This is a genomic window from Streptomyces carminius, assembly GCF_002794255.1.
GTDB classification, from domain to species: Bacteria; Actinomycetota; Actinomycetes; order Streptomycetales; family Streptomycetaceae; genus Streptomyces; species Streptomyces carminius.
Map to the genome: position 1 here is coordinate 610877 of NZ_PGGW01000069.1, position 15324 is coordinate 626200.

The 15324-nt window shown below is 73.5% G+C and carries 17 protein-coding genes and 2 pseudogenes; 10 read left to right on the forward strand and 9 right to left on the reverse strand.

All coding sequences use genetic code 11. The features are described 5' to 3' along the window. On the reverse strand, positions 1 to 818 hold an 818-nt coding region (locus CUT44_RS29690; RefSeq protein ID WP_233221756.1), incomplete at its 3' end, for an RNA-guided endonuclease InsQ/TnpB family protein. A gap of 157 nt (positions 819 to 975) precedes the next feature. Between CUT44_RS29690 and CUT44_RS29695 the strand changes: the two genes are divergently transcribed. Continuing rightward, complete coding sequence (locus CUT44_RS29695; RefSeq protein WP_100205020.1) at positions 976 to 1572, forward strand: flavoprotein; 597 nt, start codon at positions 976 to 978, stop codon at positions 1570 to 1572. 97 nt (positions 1573 to 1669) lie between these two features. Here the strand turns inward: CUT44_RS29695 and CUT44_RS29700 are convergent, their stop codons facing one another. After that, on the reverse strand, positions 1670 to 2659 hold the full coding sequence (locus CUT44_RS29700) for a helix-turn-helix transcriptional regulator (RefSeq protein WP_100205021.1): 990 nt from the start codon (positions 2657 to 2659) through the stop codon (positions 1670 to 1672). A 94-nt stretch (positions 2660 to 2753) separates the two neighbouring features. On the opposite strand from CUT44_RS29700, the gene CUT44_RS29705 reads away from it, so the two are divergent. Then, positions 2754 to 3152 (forward strand): VOC family protein, encoded by a 399-nt coding sequence (locus tag CUT44_RS29705; protein WP_100205022.1) that lies wholly within the window; start codon positions 2754 to 2756, stop codon positions 3150 to 3152. 129 nt (positions 3153 to 3281) lie between these two features. Further along, positions 3282 to 3458, forward strand: a pseudogene (locus tag CUT44_RS34975) (helix-turn-helix domain-containing protein); the annotation flags it as partial. Positions 3459 to 3517: 59 nt separating this feature from the next. Here CUT44_RS34975 and CUT44_RS34980 read toward each other — a convergent pair. Further along, the gene (locus CUT44_RS34980) at positions 3518 to 3769 is read right to left on the reverse strand and encodes a hypothetical protein (RefSeq protein ID WP_408646826.1); all 252 of its coding nucleotides are present in this window, start codon (positions 3767 to 3769) and stop codon (positions 3518 to 3520) included. Between the two features lie 73 nt (positions 3770 to 3842). Between CUT44_RS34980 and CUT44_RS34985 the strand changes: the two are divergent. Then, a pseudogene (locus tag CUT44_RS34985) lies at positions 3843 to 4106 on the forward strand (integrase core domain-containing protein); the annotation flags it as partial. A gap of 22 nt (positions 4107 to 4128) precedes the next feature. Here CUT44_RS34985 and CUT44_RS29715 read toward each other — a convergent pair. After that, a complete protein-coding gene (locus CUT44_RS29715; RefSeq protein ID WP_100205023.1) occupies positions 4129 to 4602 on the reverse strand; it encodes a hypothetical protein in 474 nt (157 codons plus the stop codon). 218 nt (positions 4603 to 4820) lie between these two features. On the opposite strand from CUT44_RS29715, the gene CUT44_RS29720 reads away from it, so the two are divergent. Beyond that, positions 4821 to 5687, forward strand: a complete 867-nt coding sequence (locus CUT44_RS29720) for an AraC family transcriptional regulator (RefSeq protein ID WP_100205024.1) — start codon at positions 4821 to 4823, stop codon at positions 5685 to 5687. Positions 5688 to 5836: 149 nt separating this feature from the next. Here the strand turns inward: CUT44_RS29720 and CUT44_RS29725 are convergent, their stop codons facing one another. After that, positions 5837 to 6259, reverse strand: a complete 423-nt coding sequence (locus CUT44_RS29725) for an ATP-binding protein (RefSeq protein WP_100205025.1) — start codon at positions 6257 to 6259, stop codon at positions 5837 to 5839. Positions 6260 to 6450: 191 nt separating this feature from the next. Here CUT44_RS29725 and CUT44_RS29730 point away from each other — a divergent pair, with 191 nt between their 5' ends. From CUT44_RS29730 to CUT44_RS29745, 4 genes are all read left to right on the forward strand, one after another. After that, complete coding sequence (locus tag CUT44_RS29730) at positions 6451 to 7290, forward strand: helix-turn-helix domain-containing protein (protein ID WP_233221757.1); 840 nt, start codon at positions 6451 to 6453, stop codon at positions 7288 to 7290. 3 nt (positions 7291 to 7293) lie between these two features. Then, positions 7294 to 7530, forward strand: coding sequence for a DUF397 domain-containing protein (locus CUT44_RS29735; protein WP_100205026.1), 237 nt, complete (start codon positions 7294 to 7296; stop codon positions 7528 to 7530). A gap of 39 nt (positions 7531 to 7569) precedes the next feature. Continuing rightward, positions 7570 to 8391 carry an SAM-dependent methyltransferase gene (locus CUT44_RS29740; RefSeq protein ID WP_100205027.1) on the forward strand — a complete coding sequence of 274 codons (822 nt, stop codon included), beginning with the start codon at positions 7570 to 7572 and terminating at the stop codon, positions 8389 to 8391. 127 nt (positions 8392 to 8518) lie between these two features. Beyond that, the gene (locus tag CUT44_RS29745; RefSeq protein WP_146252323.1) at positions 8519 to 8980 is read left to right on the forward strand and encodes a hypothetical protein; all 462 of its coding nucleotides are present in this window, start codon (positions 8519 to 8521) and stop codon (positions 8978 to 8980) included. Between the two features lie 11 nt (positions 8981 to 8991). Here CUT44_RS29745 and CUT44_RS29750 read toward each other — a convergent pair whose 3' ends face one another. The 3 genes from CUT44_RS29750 to CUT44_RS29760 all read right to left on the reverse strand — a co-directional run bounded on the left by CUT44_RS29750 (position 8992) and on the right by CUT44_RS29760 (position 12874). Further along, the gene (locus CUT44_RS29750; protein ID WP_100205029.1) at positions 8992 to 9618 is read right to left on the reverse strand and encodes a DedA family protein; all 627 of its coding nucleotides are present in this window, start codon (positions 9616 to 9618) and stop codon (positions 8992 to 8994) included. 665 nt (positions 9619 to 10283) lie between these two features. Beyond that, on the reverse strand, positions 10284 to 12101 hold the full coding sequence (locus CUT44_RS29755; protein WP_100205030.1) for an alkaline phosphatase D family protein: 1818 nt from the start codon (positions 12099 to 12101) through the stop codon (positions 10284 to 10286). A gap of 101 nt (positions 12102 to 12202) precedes the next feature. Beyond that, the gene (locus CUT44_RS29760) at positions 12203 to 12874 is read right to left on the reverse strand and encodes an HNH endonuclease family protein (RefSeq protein WP_100205031.1); all 672 of its coding nucleotides are present in this window, start codon (positions 12872 to 12874) and stop codon (positions 12203 to 12205) included. A 502-nt stretch (positions 12875 to 13376) separates the two neighbouring features. Between CUT44_RS29760 and CUT44_RS29765 the strand changes: the two genes are divergently transcribed. Beyond that, positions 13377 to 13958: a TMEM165/GDT1 family protein gene (locus CUT44_RS29765; RefSeq protein ID WP_100205032.1), complete on the forward strand. Its 582-nt coding sequence runs from the start codon at positions 13377 to 13379 to the stop codon at positions 13956 to 13958. A gap of 304 nt (positions 13959 to 14262) precedes the next feature. Here the strand turns inward: CUT44_RS29765 and CUT44_RS29770 are convergent, their stop codons facing one another. Further along, a complete protein-coding gene (locus CUT44_RS29770; protein WP_146252324.1) occupies positions 14263 to 15090 on the reverse strand; it encodes a peptidoglycan-binding domain-containing protein in 828 nt (275 codons plus the stop codon). Between the last annotated feature and the right edge of the window lie 234 nt (positions 15091 to 15324).

Sequence of the window (15324 nt, forward strand, 5' to 3'; positions counted from 1 at the left end):
TCCTCGATCACGACCGTTTGGTTCTCACGGACGAGCCGAGTGGACAGCTTGTGCAGGAAGTCGCGGCGCCGGTCGGCGATCCGCGCGTGGACTTTGGCGACCTTGCGCCGGGCCTTGGCGCGGTTGGCCGAGCCCTTCGCCTTCCGCGACAGCTCCCGCTGCGCCTTCGCCAGCCGGGTCCGGTCACGGCGCTCGTGCCGGGGGTTGGTGATCTTCTCCCCGGTGGACAGCGTCACCAGGGAGGCGATACCCGCGTCGATGCCGACCGCCGCCGTGGTGACCGGGGCCGGAGCGATCCGGTCCTCGCACAGCAGGGAGACGAACCAGCGACCCGCCGCGTCGCGGGACACGGTCACCGTCGAAGGCTCCGCACCCTCCGGGAGAGGGCGGGACCAGCGGATGTCCAGCGGCCCGGCCATCTTCGCCAGGGTCAGCTTGCCGTCGCGCCACGTGAACGCGCTGCGGGTGTACTCGGCCGACGCGCGGGACTTCTTCCGGCTCTTGTAGCGCGGGTACTTGGCGCGCTTGGCGAAGAAGTTGGCAAACGCCGTCTGGAGGTGGCGCAGTGCCTGCTGGAGCGGGACGGAGGACACCTCCGTCAGGAACGCCGGCTCCTCGGTCCTCTTCCACTCCGTCAACAACGCGGAGGACTGCGCGTAGGAGATGCGACGCTGCTCGCCGTACCAGGCCCGCGTACGTTCCTCCAGGGCCTTGTTGTAGACGAGACGGACGCAGCCGAACGTGCGCGACAGCTCCGCCGCCTGCTCGTCCGTGGGGTAGAAGCGGTACCGATACGCCCGCTTGACCTGCCGCGTCACGCCTCACATTCTATCAAGTTCCGCGTGAGCAGCGGGTGTCGGCCGGTGGCGCAAACGCCGAATCGCCCTGGCGGCGATTCGTCTTCCCCTGCCCCGCTTCGCAGGAGTTTCGTTTCCTCCCCCGGCTGAAGCCGGGGGTGTCCACGAAGGGAATTCGATGAAGAACCGAGTTCTGTATCTCCTGGGTTGCGCCGCTCCGCCGGTCGTATACGCCGACCGGGCGGTCCGCGACGCCCAGGCACGGGGATGGGACGTGTGCCTGGGGGTGACGCCGACCGCGCGCGACTGGCTGGGGGACCGGTTGCCGGAGCTGGAGCGGCTGACCGGGCACCCGGTGCGCAGCGCCTACCGGGCCCTGGGCACCCCGGACGTCTGGCCCCGTGCGGACGTGGTGGTGGTGGCCCCGGCGACCCTGAACACGGTCAACGCCTGTGCGCTGGGCATCGCCACGACGTTCGTCGCGGGCTTCACGATGGAGGCGATCGGCAAGCGCGTCCCGCTGGTGGTGATGCCGTGCGTGAACTCGGCATACGCCCGGCACCCGCAGTTCGGCCGGTCGCTGGAGACGCTGCGCGAGGCGGGGGTGCGGGTGCTGTACGGGCCCGGCGGGTTCGAGCCGAACCCGCCGGGACGGGGGCGCCCGGAGGAGTACCCCTGGCGGCTCGCGCTGGCCGCCGCGGAGGAGGCGGCAGGCGGCGGCGACGGGAACGCCGGCGACGGGGACGCCGGCGGGACGGCCGGGCCGGCGGGGTGACGGGTACGGCGCCCGGTGCCAGGACGCCTCGCCACCGGGCAGAACCCTGACCGGCGTGGCACTGGCTGTGCCGTCTCATGACACCGGTTCCTCGCTGTCAGGCTCGGCGGGCGCAGGACGTGAGGCGATCGGCGAGCGCGATGACGAGGTCGCGGAGTTCAGCGGGGCGCTCGATGACGAACGGCCGGCCGAGTGCCGCGAGTACTGGAGGCAACCAGTCGAGCCGCTCCACCCGCAGTTCCACGCGCAGCCAGCGCTCGGTCGCCCGGTCCTCGCCGGCCGCGGGCTCGTGCTCCTCCAGGCTCGCGACGCCGGCGGGAAGGTGGGCGCGGACCTGCTCGACCGTCCCGTGGATCCGCAAGGTCACCGCATGCCGGTACTCGGCCGTGGCGAATCCTGACAACACGCGCTGTGCCGGAGCGGGACCCGTCGGTGCTTCGAATGAGCCGGGCAGGGTCCGCGCGTCTGCGATGCGGTCGAGCCGGAAGGTCCGGTCCTCGCCGATCCGGGCGTCCTTGCCCGTGACGTACCACCGGCCCGCATGGGCGACGATCCCGTACGCGTGCAGTGTGCGTTCGCTGCGCCGTCCGTCGCGGTCGGTGTAGCGGATCGAGACCGGTCGGCGGTGGCGCACCGCATCGGCGACGGTGAGCAGGACCCCGGCGTCCGGGGTGTCGAACTCGCCGGGCCGGTCCGTGAAGGCGAGGGCTTCCAGGAGTGTGTCGAGCCGGCGGGCGATGTGCTTGGGCAGCACCCGCCGGATCTTCGCCGACGCCGTCTCGCTCGCCGTGTGCTGCGTCGTCGTCAGCCCTGCCCGGCGGCCGGCGACCAGGCCGAGCAGCACGGCCAGCGCCTCGTCGTCGCTGAGCATGAGCGGAGGCAAGCGGTACCCGGGGGCGAGCCGGTACCCGCCGTAGCGGCCGCGCACCGACTCCACGGGCACGTCCAGGTCGATCAGCTGGTCCACATACCGCCGCACGGTGCGCCCTTCGACGCCGAGCCGGTCGGCGAGTTCGGCCACCGTCCGGGTGCCGCCCGACTGCAGCAGCTCCAGGAGTGTCAGCACGCGGCCGGCGGGTCGGGGCATGGTTCGCAGCCTAACGCGGATACAGGACCGATTCTGTCCACTATTTCTCCTAGCCTGCGACGTGCATCCCTCCAGCACAGCCGAGGAGATTCCCATGGACTTCGTCTCGATCCGCATCATCACCGGCGACGTAGCGCGCCTCGTCGAGTTCTACGAGCGCGCCACAGGGGCGCAGGCGACGTGGGCCACCGAGGACTTCGCCGAACTCAAGACCTCGGGCGCCACCCTCGCGATCGCCGGCACCCGCACCGTCCCGCTGTTCGCCCCGGGCTCCGCCCGTCCGGCGGACAACCACAGCGTGATCACCGAGTTCCTCGTCGACGACGTGGACCGCGTGCACCAGAACCTGACCGGCCTCGTCACCGACTTCGTCACCGAGCCCACCACGATGCCCTGGGGCAACCGGTCGCTGCTGTTCCGTGACCCCGACGGCAACCTCGTCAACTTCTTCGCCCCCGTCACCCCGGCGGCCATCGAGAAGTTCGCACGCTGACGCCACGCACAGCCGCTCACGTGGGAGCCCTGAGATCCCAGGGCTCCCGGTGAACGCGGCCGCCGAGTCCGGGAACGCCACCAGCAGGGGGCACCGGAACGCACCGCTGACCCCGAAGGACGTCTGCGCTTGTGTCTGCGGATCGACGCCGGACGTCCGATCGCGCACGTCGCCGCGGAAGCCGGGATCTCCCTCCGCTGCCTGGCCGAGTGGTACGCCCGCCGGCGCGCGCACGGTGAGAACGGACTGCTCGACCACTCCCGCCGCCCCACCACCGGCCCCGCCCGCACCCCCGAGGACATCGCCGACCTGGTGGAGGCGCTGCGGCGGCAGACCAAGCACGGGCCAGGTCGGCTCGCGCCGGCCTACAGCGGCTGCACGGCGTCGGCACCGAATCCGCCCGCGCCTCCAAACGCACCGGTCCCGGCACCGGCAAGGTCGGATACACGTACCTGCATCCGGCGCTCGACGACCACTCCCGGCTCGCCTGCACCGAGGTCCTGGACGAGGGGAAGGCCGTCACCGCGGCCGCCTTCCGGCACCGGGCCGTTGCCTTCCTCGCCGCCCACGGCGTCACGCCGATCCGCCGCCGCCTCACCGACAACGGCGCGTGCCACCGGTCTACGACCTGGGCTGACGCGCTCGCCGTGACCGGTACGGAGCACAAGCGGACCAGGCCCGTACAGGCCGCGTACGAACGGGAGGGCGGAGAGGTGCCACGGGAGGCTCTCCCGCGAGTGGGCGTACGTCCGCGACTACCCGGCCGAGCGTGAACGCCGCGTCGTGCTCGCGGAGTTCGTGAACTGCTACAACCACGGGCGGCCGCACGCCGCGCTCGGCGGCCGGCCGCCCGTCAGCCGGACCGCCGGGAGCGGCTACCGGATCGTCTTCGACCAGCCGCCCGAACCACTCGCGGACATCCCGCAGCAGCTCACCTTCGAGGAATCCGCGTAACCAAGGCCCCGAGGCACCACGACTAGCGGCCTCCGTCCCCGCTGTCGTCGCTGCCCCCGCTGTCGTCGGAGTCCTCGTCGGGGCGGCCGGCGAGCGCCCGGGCGGCTGCCACCTCTCCGTCGTCCAGGCCCCGGTGCCCGCTGTCCGGGTGCCGCTCGGCCTGCTCGTCGATCCACCGGTTGTGCGCCTCCCAGGCGGCCTGCTTGCTGGTGCCCAGGGCCGCGCCGATCCGGGACCAGGAGGCCCCGGCCCGGCGGGCGGAGCGCACCGAGAGCTGACGCCCGCAGGCCGCCTTGCGGACGATGACCTCGCCCAGTGCGAGCAGCTCCAGCGCCTCCTCGCGGGACAGCGGCCGGTGGTCGGGCGGACCGTCCCCGTCGTCCCCGTCGTCCTCGCCGCCGTGCGGGGCCAGGGCGTCGCGGGCGCGCAGGGCGTCATGGCGCGCGGTGGCGGTCAGCAGGGTGTGCCGTTTCTCGAGGTCGTCCGGAGTGGTCATACCGCCACCTTCTCGCCAAGGCGACCTGACGCCAAGACGGCTTGACGGCTCGGCGGCTCGTCGGTGCGGGACCGGCCGCGAACCGACCGGAGCGGGCACGAGAAGTCGGGCGCGGCGGCTTGGGTCCTCCCTAGCGTGGAGCCCGGAAACGGTGAGGAACCGGAGGAGAACGAGGACCGGACGGGCTGTCCGGGCGGAGCGGACGGGAGGAGGACCTGGTGCTGGACCGGCTGAACCAGGCCCTGGAGCACATCGAGCGGAACCTCGGCCGACCGGTCGGGACGGCCGAGCTGGCGCGGATCGCCGCCACCTCGGAGTACCACTTCCGGCGGCTGTTCGCGGCGCTGGCGGGCATCGGGCTGTCCGAGTACGTCCGCCGCCGGCGGCTCACCGTCGCCGGAGCCGAGGTGCTCGCGGGGGAGCGGACGCTGCTCGACATCGCGGTGCGGTACGGCTACGGCTCGGGCGAGGCGTTCGCCCGAGCCTTCCGCGCGATGCACGGCGTCGGGCCGGGCGAGGCCCGCAGGACCGGCGCGGCCCTGCGTTCCCAGCCCCGGATGTCCTTCCGGCTCGTCGTCGAAGGGAGTGTCGGCATGGAGTACCGAGTGGTGAAGAAGGAGGGGTTCCGGGTGGTCGGGCTCAGAACGCGCGTCCCCCTGGTGCACGAGGGGGAGAACCCGGCCATCGCGGAGTTCGTCCGCGGGATCGGCCGGGAGGTGAACCGGCGGCTGGCACAGCTGTCCGACCAGGAGCCGGACGGCGTCGTGGCCGCGGTCGACAACCTCGCCGGAGACCGGGCGGAGGGCAGTGAACTCGACTACTGGCACGGGGTGGTGACCGGCGCCGAGGCGCCGGAGTCCCTGGAGGCCCTGGCCGTTCCGGCCGGGAGCTGGGCGGTCTTCGAGAGCTCGGGCGAGTCCCCGCGGGCGGTCCAGTACCTGTGGCGGGACGTGTTCACGCAGTGGTTCCCCGCCAACCCGTACCGCACCCGGCCGGGCCCGGAGATCCTGCGTACCCGGCTCTCGGCGGACGGGAAGCGGGCGCGGTCGCAGCTGTGGATCCCCGTGGAGCGGATCACGGAGTAGGGCACGGGGGGTGAGCGGGCGGGGCAGTGGCGAGGGGGCCCGAGCCGCCCCCACTCGGCTCGAGCCCCCTGCTTGTGTGCGGCCCGGGTCCCGTCCCCTCGCCGGGACGGGTCCCGGGCCCCTCGCGCGTCATCCGGCCGCTGGACGGCTCAGGGGCGGATGACGGCCCAGACGATGTGGCCCAATCCGGGGCCGGCGGATTCGACACCCCACGTCTGGGCGATGGTCTCGATCAGCAGCAGACCGCGGCCGCGCTCCTCGTCGGAGCGCGGGAAGTGCAGCATCGGCGTGCTCGCGTAGCTGCCCTGGTCGCGTACCTCGATGCGGATCTGGTCGTCGGCGACGTGCAGCAGACAGCCGATCCGGTCGCTGTCGGTGTGCAGCACGGCGTTGGTGAACAGTTCGGACACCACCAGCCGTGCGGTGCTGCAGACGTCCGGTGCGATGCCCCACTGCCGCAGCCGCTGGTAGGCGCGGTTGCGGGCGTCGGCCACGGAGACGGCCTGGGCCGGGAGTTCGAAGGTCTCCTGGCGCAGGTCGGGGCAGATTCCGACCCGGCTGGGGATCGTCATCGTGCCTTGGGGTAGCGCCACGGCTTCCGCCTTCCAGTCCGTCCGTCCTCCTGCGGGGACCCTCACTATCCTCGCTGCGGTAGGCAGAAGGCAAGAGGCGTCTTGCAAATTGCAGAATATCGACGGCAAGCTGTTAGCGTCACCGACGGTATGTCAGACTCGCTGTCCAAAAGCCTTGTGAGGGAGGGAACGTGACGACCGTCGGGCGGATAGTGCTCGGCCTGAGACTCCGCGACCTGCGGGAGAGGGCCGGCTGCTCGTACGAGGAGGCCGCCCGCGCCCTCAGCGTCAACGTCGCCACGGTCCGCCGCATGGAGAAGGCCGAAGTCGGCCTGAAACCGCTCTTCGTGGAGAAGCTGCTGGAGACCTACGAGGTCGCGCGGCCGGAGATCGACGCGTTCCTCTCACTGGTGGAGGACTCCCGCAGACCGGGCTGGTGGCACCGTTTCCGGGACGTACTGCCGGACTGGTTCGGTCTGTACGTGAGCCTGGAGGGCGCCGCCAACACCCTCCGCGGCTACGAACCCCACTGCGTCCCCGGTCTGCTCCAGACCGAGGACTACGCGCGCGAACTGCTGCGCACAGGCTTCCCCAACGCCCCCGAGGAGGAGCTGGACCGCCGCGTCACGCTCCGCATGAAGCGGCAGTCGCTCCTCGGCGGAACCGGGGCGCCGCGGCTGTGGGTCGTCATGGACGAGACGGTGCTGCGCAGACCCGTCGGGGGACCAGAGGTCATGCGGGCCCAGATCGACCGGCTGCTGGAGGCTATGACGATGCCGAACGTCACGGTCCAGGTGCTGCCTTTCGAAGCGGGCCCGCACCCGGGCATGTTCGGACCCTTCCAGTTGTTCCGCTTCGACATACCGGAACTGCCGGACATCGTCTACAGCGAGAGCCTCACCGGCGCCGTCTACCTCGACGAGCGCCCCGACACGGCCGCGTACCTGGAGGTCCTGGACCGGATGGTCGCGCAGGCCGTATCAGTACGACGCACCGGGGAGTTCCTCGATGCCATTCGCAAGGAGTTCTGACCGATGGGCCACATTTACAACGGCATGCCCGCCAGGGAGCTGGGAAACGAGGGCTGGCACAAGCCCTGGAGCGGCACCAACGGCGGCAACTGCGTGGAAGCGATGAAGCTCGGTGACGGCCGCGTGGCCCTGCGGCAGTCCAGTGACCCCGACGGCCCCGCGCTGATCTACACCTACCAGGAGATCGAGTCCTTCATCCGGGGCGCCAAGCTCGGTGAGGCCGACTTCCTGCTCGCCTGAGCCGCCCAGCCGACCATCCATTCCAGGGGAGACCGACAGATGACCGCCCAGGGCTTCTCCGCCGACGACATCGACACCAGCAGGCCGCACTCGGCCCGCATGTACGACTACTTCCTCGGAGGCAAGACCAACTACCCGGCCGACATCCAGGGCGCCGAGGCCGTCATCGGCATCTGGCCCGGGGTGCGGACCGGGGCCCAGGTCAACCGGGCCTTCATGCACCGGGCGGCCCGCTGGCTGGTGCGCGAGGCGGGCATCCGGCAGTTCCTGGACATCGGCACCGGTATACCGACCGAGCCCAACCTGCACCAGGTCGTACAGGGCGTGGCACCGCAGGCCCGGGTCGTCTACGCCGACAACGACCCCATCGTGCTGCGCTATGCGCAGGCCCTGCTGCGCAGTACGCCGGAGGGCCGCACCGTCTACCTGCACGCGGACGCGACCGAACCGGACTCCATCCTGGCCCACCCCGAGCTGCTCGAGACGCTGGACATGAGCCGTCCGGTCGCGCTCTCCCTCAACGCGCTGCTCCACTACATCAACGACGCGAAGAAGCCGTACGAACTGGTGGCCCGGCTGGTGGACGAGCTGCCCTCCGGCAGCTACCTCACCCTCAGCCACTGCACCCCCGACCTGGACCCCGAGACCTGGGACCGCCTGCACCGGATGTCGATGTCCGGCTCCGCGGCCTCCGCCCAGGACCGCACCCGCGAGCAGATCCTGCGGTTCTTCGACGGACTGGAGTTCGTCGAGCCCGGCCTGGTGGTCCCGCACCGCTGGAAGCCGGAACCGGACCAGCCGTACGCGGACGTCACCGACGCCGAGGTGTCCATGTTCGCGGGGGTGGCCCGCAAGCCCTGACGCGCCGTGCCCCGCCCCCGCCGGTTCCGCCCCCGGATCGCGGCCCGTTCACGCGCGCCGGTGTCGGTGGCCGCGGCGGCGGGGGCGCGTAGCATCTCGGTCACGGTCGACCGGGACGGGGGTGGCGGTGCGCACATGGGTGGCCTCGACCATCGGGCTGGCGCTGCTGGGCGCGGTCGCCGGCACGCTGTGGTACGTCAACGCGCCCCGGGGCGGCCTCGACCGCGCCGAACTGCGGCGGGTGGCGGCGGAGGCCGCCGGGTCCACGGCGGACCGGCGGATCCGGCACCACTCCTACCGGGCCGTCTCCGGTGAGGTGCGCCACGCGGTGGAGGAGGCCGCCCGGCGGCTGGACCTGCCGGTGCCGCACGTGGACGTCGTCGACGCCGAGAACCGGCCGGAGGACGTGCCGGGCGGCTATCTGACGACCTACCAGTTCCAGCTCACGGACGAGGTGAGCGGACTCGCGGTGTGCCTGGTGCTGGACGAGAAGGACCCGCGGAAGGGCCCGGCCGGCTTCGAGCCGTGGATCACCGAGGGGGAGTGCCGGCCCGGGCCCGCCCGGAACCGAGCCGGGACAGGGGACTGAGCCGACAGGCGTCAGGACGCCTGCGCCTGCGCGGGCCTGCGCCGCACCAGATAGGCGGCCAGCGCGCCCGCCCCGAAGAGGGCCAGCACCGGGACCACCGTACCGAGCCAGCTCGCCCCCAGCCACTGTCCGCCGAAGTAGCCGACGCCGACGCCGTATCCCGACCAGACCAGGCCCGCCAGGGCCGACCAGGGAAGGAACTCCACGGCCCGCCGGTGAGCGGCGCCCGCCGCCAGGCTCATCACCGAGCGTCCGGCCGGGGCGAACCGGGCCAGCACGACCAGGGGGCCGCCGCCGGAGGTCAGGACATGGCCGAGCTGCCGCTGGGCGGCCGTCAGCCGACGGGAACGGGCGACGGCCCGGTCGAAGCGCGCACTGCCGCGCCAGGCGAGCCGGTACAGCACCAGATCGCCCAGGACGGACGCGGTGGCGGCGCACAGCACCAGCGCGCAGATCTCGGGGAGCGGGGCGTCGGCGGGCGGGGCGGGCAGACCGGCCGATCCCGCGACGGCGGTCGCGGCGGCGATCACGATGACACCGCTGGGCAGCACGGGCAGGAAGACGTCCAGCAGCACGGACAGTCCTATGAGCACGTAGATCCACGGTGCGTGGATCAGCTCCCCCAATGTCTCCTGCACTTCCTGCTCCCCCGGCCGGCCCTGGTCTGGGCGGTGTCTCGTCGTACAGCGTACGCCCGCGGTCCCCGTACGGATCGGCCGGGGTGCGCGGCGGCACCCCTTCCTCCGGGAACGGCGGGATGTGACGGAGCCTAGGGGAGCGGACCGACAGGCCACGACGGCCTGTGGAGGTACTTCCGGGGTCCCCCCGGAGGACGATGCGTCCCGGAGCGGGACATGCCGTGGTGCGCGGCGCGGACGGCGGTGGCGGCCGTCGCGGTGGTGACGGTGCTGGTGGGGGCGCGGACGGCGGACGCGGCGGCGTTCCGGGCGGCCACCCGGCGAGTGAGACCTGAGGGGGAGGGAGAGGGGGAGGGCGGGGCGTCGCCGCACCGGCGGGGCGGACGCCGGTGCCCGGCATCCCGGCGGCAGGGGCACGACGGCGGTGCCTCCCCGTGCGCGGCCCGGAGGCGGCCGCCCTCACGGGGCGCACCTCCGCGTCCGGCCCGGGGGCTCCGGGCCCGCCGGGGCCCCGGGGGCACCGGGTCCGCGGACGCCGTCCACCGGCCCCGCACGCGGATCCGGGGAACTCCCGCACAGCCCCCGGGGAAAGAATCCCGGGCCCGACCGCGCCACCGGCGACGGCGGCGGAAGTGCGGCACCGCCGGACGCGCGGACGGACCGCCTCACCCCGCCCGGCCGCCCGGGCGGCCGGACCGCTCCGGGGCGGCGGTGCCGTCGGCGCCTTCGCCGGGGCGGGCGGCGGGACCGGGTCCGGGACCGGGGCCGCTCAGCTCCCGGTCGAGGACCGTCTCCAGGACGGGGCCGCCGCCCTCGCCGCCGTCACGCGTCCGGTCCAGCCGCAGCCGGGCGCGGCGGCCGTGCAGGGCGAGCGTCATCAACTGGTTCCCGAACCACGGGCCGCCGGTCTTCCGCCAGCCGACCGGCGGCCGTCCGGCCCGCCCGTGCCGGGCCAGGATCCGGCCGAGCAGCCGGCCGGTGCGGCTCCAGCCGAAGCGGAAGCCCCAGCGCATCACCGCCGGAACACTGTTGTGCATCGGCGAGCAGGTCAGCTGCGCCACCCGGGCGTCCACCGGCTCCCCGAAGTCCGGCTCGGCGGTGTACGCGTGGTGCACGTCGCCGGAGAGCACCAGCACCGTCGCCGGGGCCGCCGGGCCCCGGCCCGCCGCCGCGAGCAGCTCGCCCAGCCGTCCGAAGGACTCCGGGAAGGCCGCCCAGTGCTCCAGGTCGGCCGCCTGCCGCACCTTCTCGCCCAGCCGCGCCCAGCGCGGCCCCCGGGTGCCCCGGCACAGCGCGGCGTTCCATGCCTCGGCGTCGTGGACGGCGGGCGGCAGCAGCCAGGGCAGTGACGAGCCGATCAGCAGGTGGTCGTACGAACCATGCCCGTCGAACACCTGCTCGCGCAGCCACCGCCCCTCGTCGGCGTCCAGCATCGCGCGGTCGTCCTCGGCCAGGACGCGGGCGGCCCGGGTGTCCACCATCAGCAGCCGGACCCGGCCCAGATCGCGGCGGTAGCTCCAGCGGGCGGCGGCCGGATCGGCGTCGGCGCGCCCGGCGAACTCCCGCAGCGCGCCGGCCGCGTCGCCGTCCGTGCTCCGCACCACCGCGTACAGCTCGTCGGCGGCCAGCTCGGCGGGGGAGAGGTTGCCCAGGTGCTGGTGGACCCAGTAGGAGGTCAGCCCGCCCAGCACCCGCTCGCGCCACCAGGAGGTGGCGCGGATCCCCCGGCGCCAGGCCTCGCTGGTGTTCCAGTCGTCGATCAGATCATGGTCGTCGAAGATCATGCAGGTGGGGACGGTGGACAGCAGCCAGCGCACCCGGGGGTCGAGCCAGGACTCCTCGTACAGCCAGGTGTACTCCTCGTAGTCCGCCACCTGCCCCCAGGGCGGTTCCGCCAGGCTCCGGTGGGAGGCGATCCGGCGGCGCATCACCTCGGAGGTCTCGTCCGCGTACACCTGGTCGCCCAGGAGCAGCAGGACGTCGGGGCGCTCGGCGGTGCCGGCCAGGATCTGCCGGGCGAGGGTGTCCAGGGCGTCGGGGCCGATCGCGGCGTGCCCGGCGGCGGAGGGCCGGGCGGCCCAGCGGCAGGAGCCGAAGGCGACGCGCAGCGGCGGTCCGTCCGGCCCTCCGCCGCCACCGCCGCCGGCGGCGGACGGGTCCGACGGCGGGAGGGTCCGGACGGCGGGGGGCGGGAAGGGGGAGTCGGGCGGCGGCCAGACCTGTTCGCCGTCCAGCAGCACGCGGTAGGGCGTCTCGGTGCCGGGGCGCAGCCCGGTGACGGGGATCAGGGCGTAGTGGTGTCCGGCGACCTGCCAGGTGCGGCAGGAGGCGCGCGGCCCCGCGTCGTCCCGCGGTTCCCCGCCGCCCCGCGGTTCCGGTCCGCACCGCACCTCGGCCTCGCAGGGCCGGTCGGTCTCGACCCAGACGGTCGCGGAGTCGGTGTCGGCGTACCGCAGCAGCGGTCCCAGGCGCAGTCCGGCCATGCGGGCGGCCCTCCCTCCGTCGTTCGGACGTGTCGTTCCGGTTCCGGATGCTACGTCGCTCCGGGAGTGGCGGGGGAGGGCCGCAGGGGCAGGAAGGCGGTTCAGCAGCCGCCGAGCACGCTGCTGAGCTTGTTCCTCTCGGCGGAGTCCACGGACAGGCCGTAGTCGTACTTCACCCACACCCACATCCGGGCGTAGGTGCAGTGGTAGGCGGTGCGCGGCGGCATCCACTCCGCCGGGTCCTTGTCGCCCTTGGCCTGGTTGACGTTGTCGGTGACGGCGATGAGCTGCGCGATGCCCAGCTCGTTGGCGAACGCCTGGCGCTTCGCGGTGCTCCAGGAGCTCGCGCCCGAGCGCCAGGCCTCGGCGAGCGGCACGACGTGGTCGATGTCCACGTCGGAGGCGGCGTACCAGGTGGCGCCGTCGAAGGGGGAGTACCAGCGGCCGCCGGTCGCCGCACAACTGCTGTTCCGCACCACGTCCGTGCCGTCCCGCTTCAGGACGACCTCGCGGGTGTTGCAGCTGCCGCTCTGGGTGATCCAGTGCGGGAACCTGTCGCGGCTGTAGCCGCTGGAGGAGCCCTCGGCGCGGACGGTCAGGGCGTTCAGGTAGGAGCGGGCGGTGGCGGCGCTCGGCGGGGTGGGCGGCGCGGCCTGGGCGGTGGGGCCGGTCAGGAGCAGCAGGCCGGCGCAGAGGGCGAGGAGGGTGCCGAGGAGCGTGGCTCGACGCGCGTAGAAGCCGTGCCGTGCGAAGGCGCCGCGGGTGCGGTGCATGCGATCTCCCTTGGGGTGGGGTGGTGGGGAACGGCGTGGGGCGGGGCGTGACCTCCGTCAGGGTGGCGGCGGAAGGTTTCCTCCCGGTGGGTGCCAGGTAACAGGGTGAGGACATGAACACGTCATATCAAGGGCGCGGTCCGGGGTTTCCGTCCGCCGGGCGTCCGCCCGCGCGCGGTGACGCGGTGCGGCTGCACGCGCCGCGCCGCGGGGTCCGCCGCCTCCGGTGACGGCGGGCCCCGCCGGGGTTTGGGGAGGCGGCGGGGGATCCCGTAGGGTGAGTGGCGTCTGAAGGGGAGTAGCTCTTCGCCGGACCGTCGACATACTGGCCGGCCCGCCGTGAGGCGGTCCGGCCCGGCGCCCGGAGCCGGTGCTCGCGCACCGTGCCAGCGAGACCTTCGGCCGCAGTGTTCATGTTCTTCCGTGACGCTGCCGTGCCGAAGTGTGTTCGCTCCCCGGCGGGCCCCTCGGTTCCGGCGGCCCGACCGAACCGGGAGCCCCCGTGCTCAGCCTCACCGTCTCCGCCGTGACCTTCGGCGTCGTCTTCCTCGCCGAGCTGCCCGACAAGACCGCCCTCGCGGGCCTGGTGCTGGGCACCCGCTACCGCGCCTCGTACGTCTTCGCGGGTGTCGCCGCCGCCTTCGCCGTCCACGTCGCGCTCGCCGTCGCCGCGGGCAGCGTGCTCACCCTGCTCCCGCAGCAACTCGTCCAGGGGATCACCGGCGCGCTGTTCCTGGGGGGCGCACTGGTGCTGCTGCTGAAGCGGGAGGACGGGGAGGAGGTGGTGCGCGGGCCCGCCGACCAGTCCTTCTGGAAGGTGGCGGCCAGCGGCTTCACGCTGATCCTGGTCGCCGAGTTCGGTGATCTCACCCAGATCATGACCGCCAACCTCGCCGCCCGCTACGAGGACCCGTTCTCGGTGGCCCTCGGCGCGGTCCTCGCCCTGTGGGCGGTCGCGGCCGTCGGCATCGTGGGCGGCCGCGCGCTGATGCGCCGGGTGCCGCTGAAGACGATCACCAGGGTCGCGGCCGGGGTGATGCTCGTGCTGGCGGCCCTCAGCTTCCACGAGGCGCTGACCGCCTGAGCGCGGGGCGCGTCCTCGGCGGCGCCGGACGGGTCCGGCGCCGCCGGAGGCGGCCACGCCCCGTCCGCGGGCCGGCGGGGAGGAAGGCCCGGTGCGGGGCGCGGGTCTGTGGAAGCCGTCGCTCGGACCGCTCCGGAACGAGGTCCGGGTGCGGGGAACGGCGGGGAACAGAGTGGCCCGCCCGCCGGTCAGGGAACCCCGCTGTCAGGTGCGGAGAACGGGCGGAACCACTTTGTTCTTCCACCATACAAAATGGTCGGCCTTCGCGCCACCCCGCCACGGGGTATCCGGTGCCGCCTCCGGATCAGCGACCGCCGCCGGTGGCCCTCTCCAGAGCCCGCCGGGTGTGGGGCCCGTACACGCCCTCGGGGTCGCCCCGCACGCCGTACCAGCCCTGGAACCGGGCCACGCCGTCGCGGACCGCGCGGTCGTACACGCCGTCCACGTCGCCCTGGTAGGCGTTGGTGTGGCGCAGCCGGATCTGCAGCTCGTAGACCTCCGGGCCGGTGTCGCCCTCGCGCAGTACGGGCTCCTGGCCGCTGCTCTGCTCCTCGTCGCCGCGGCCGTCCCGGTCGTCCTGGCCGTCCTGGCCGTTCCGGCCGTCCGTGTCGTCCCACCAGTCGTGGTCGCCGCCGTTCCAGTTCCCTTCCCCGGGTTCTCCGGAGGGCGAGGCCGCCGGGGACTCCCGTCCGGCGGGCGGGGCGGAGGAGTCGCGGGCGGTGGGGGTGGCGGACGGGGCGGGAGTCCGGGACGGGCTCGCCGGGGGTGAGGAGGACGGCGAGGGCGGGGCGGAGGAGGGCGCGGCGGACGGGCTCGCCCCCGCCCCCTGCCCGTCCTCGGGCGGCGGGGCGCTCGAGGTGGCGGTCCGGCTGTCGAAGCGGGCCTCGTCGAAGGGGTCGTCGTTCTGCGCGAACATCCCGATGACGAGCGCGCTGGAACCGATCACGGCCAGTGCGGCGCCGCCCATGGCCAGCGCCGCGCCGCGGCCCACGCGGCGCCCGGGCCGGTGCCGCGGCGCGCCGTCCACGGCCTGCAGGACGACCGTGTCGTCGTCCGTGCGCCGGGCCCGCTCGAACATCGCCAGATCGGCCGGATCCGGCCCCTCGTCGGGTACGGCCGCCCGCCGGGGCATCACCTCCACCTCGGCGCACCGGCAGGTCGCCCGGCCGGAGGCGTCGGCAGGCCTCCGGCATATGGGGCAGATCGGCGTATCCGCCACTGGGGGCTCCCCTCCCTCAGAAGTGCCACCTCTCGAAACGTCACAGAGGTTACCAACGGTTCCTGTGTGACGACTCAGCCCTTCGGGACAGGACCGGCGCGTCCCCGCGCCGGACGGCGCGCGATGGTGCCGCACGCTGCTTGGCCC

Bases quoted from the DNA above. Each gene is read 5' to 3' on its own strand.
- CUT44_RS29715 (WP_100205023.1), bottom strand. From the start codon at position 4,602: ATGACCACTCCGGACGACCTCGAGAAACGGCACACCCTGCTGACCGCC.
- CUT44_RS29740 (WP_100205027.1), top strand. From the start codon at position 7,570: ATGACCGCCCAGGGCTTCTCCGCCGACGACATCGACACCAGCAGGCCG.
- CUT44_RS29770 (WP_146252324.1), bottom strand. From the start codon at position 15,090: ATGCCCCGGCGGGCGGCCGTACCCGACGAGGGGCCGGATCCGGCCGAT.
- CUT44_RS29760 (WP_100205031.1), bottom strand. From the start codon at position 12,874: ATGCACCGCACCCGCGGCGCCTTCGCACGGCACGGCTTCTACGCGCGT.
- CUT44_RS29695 (WP_100205020.1), top strand. From the start codon at position 976: ATGAAGAACCGAGTTCTGTATCTCCTGGGTTGCGCCGCTCCGCCGGTC.
- CUT44_RS29725 (WP_100205025.1), bottom strand. From the start codon at position 6,259: ATGACGATCCCCAGCCGGGTCGGAATCTGCCCCGACCTGCGCCAGGAG.
- CUT44_RS29700 (WP_100205021.1), bottom strand. From the start codon at position 2,659: ATGCCCCGACCCGCCGGCCGCGTGCTGACACTCCTGGAGCTGCTGCAG.
- CUT44_RS29735 (WP_100205026.1), top strand. From the start codon at position 7,294: ATGGGCCACATTTACAACGGCATGCCCGCCAGGGAGCTGGGAAACGAG.
- CUT44_RS29705 (WP_100205022.1), top strand. From the start codon at position 2,754: ATGGACTTCGTCTCGATCCGCATCATCACCGGCGACGTAGCGCGCCTC.
- CUT44_RS29755 (WP_100205030.1), bottom strand. From the start codon at position 12,101: ATGGCCGGACTGCGCCTGGGACCGCTGCTGCGGTACGCCGACACCGAC.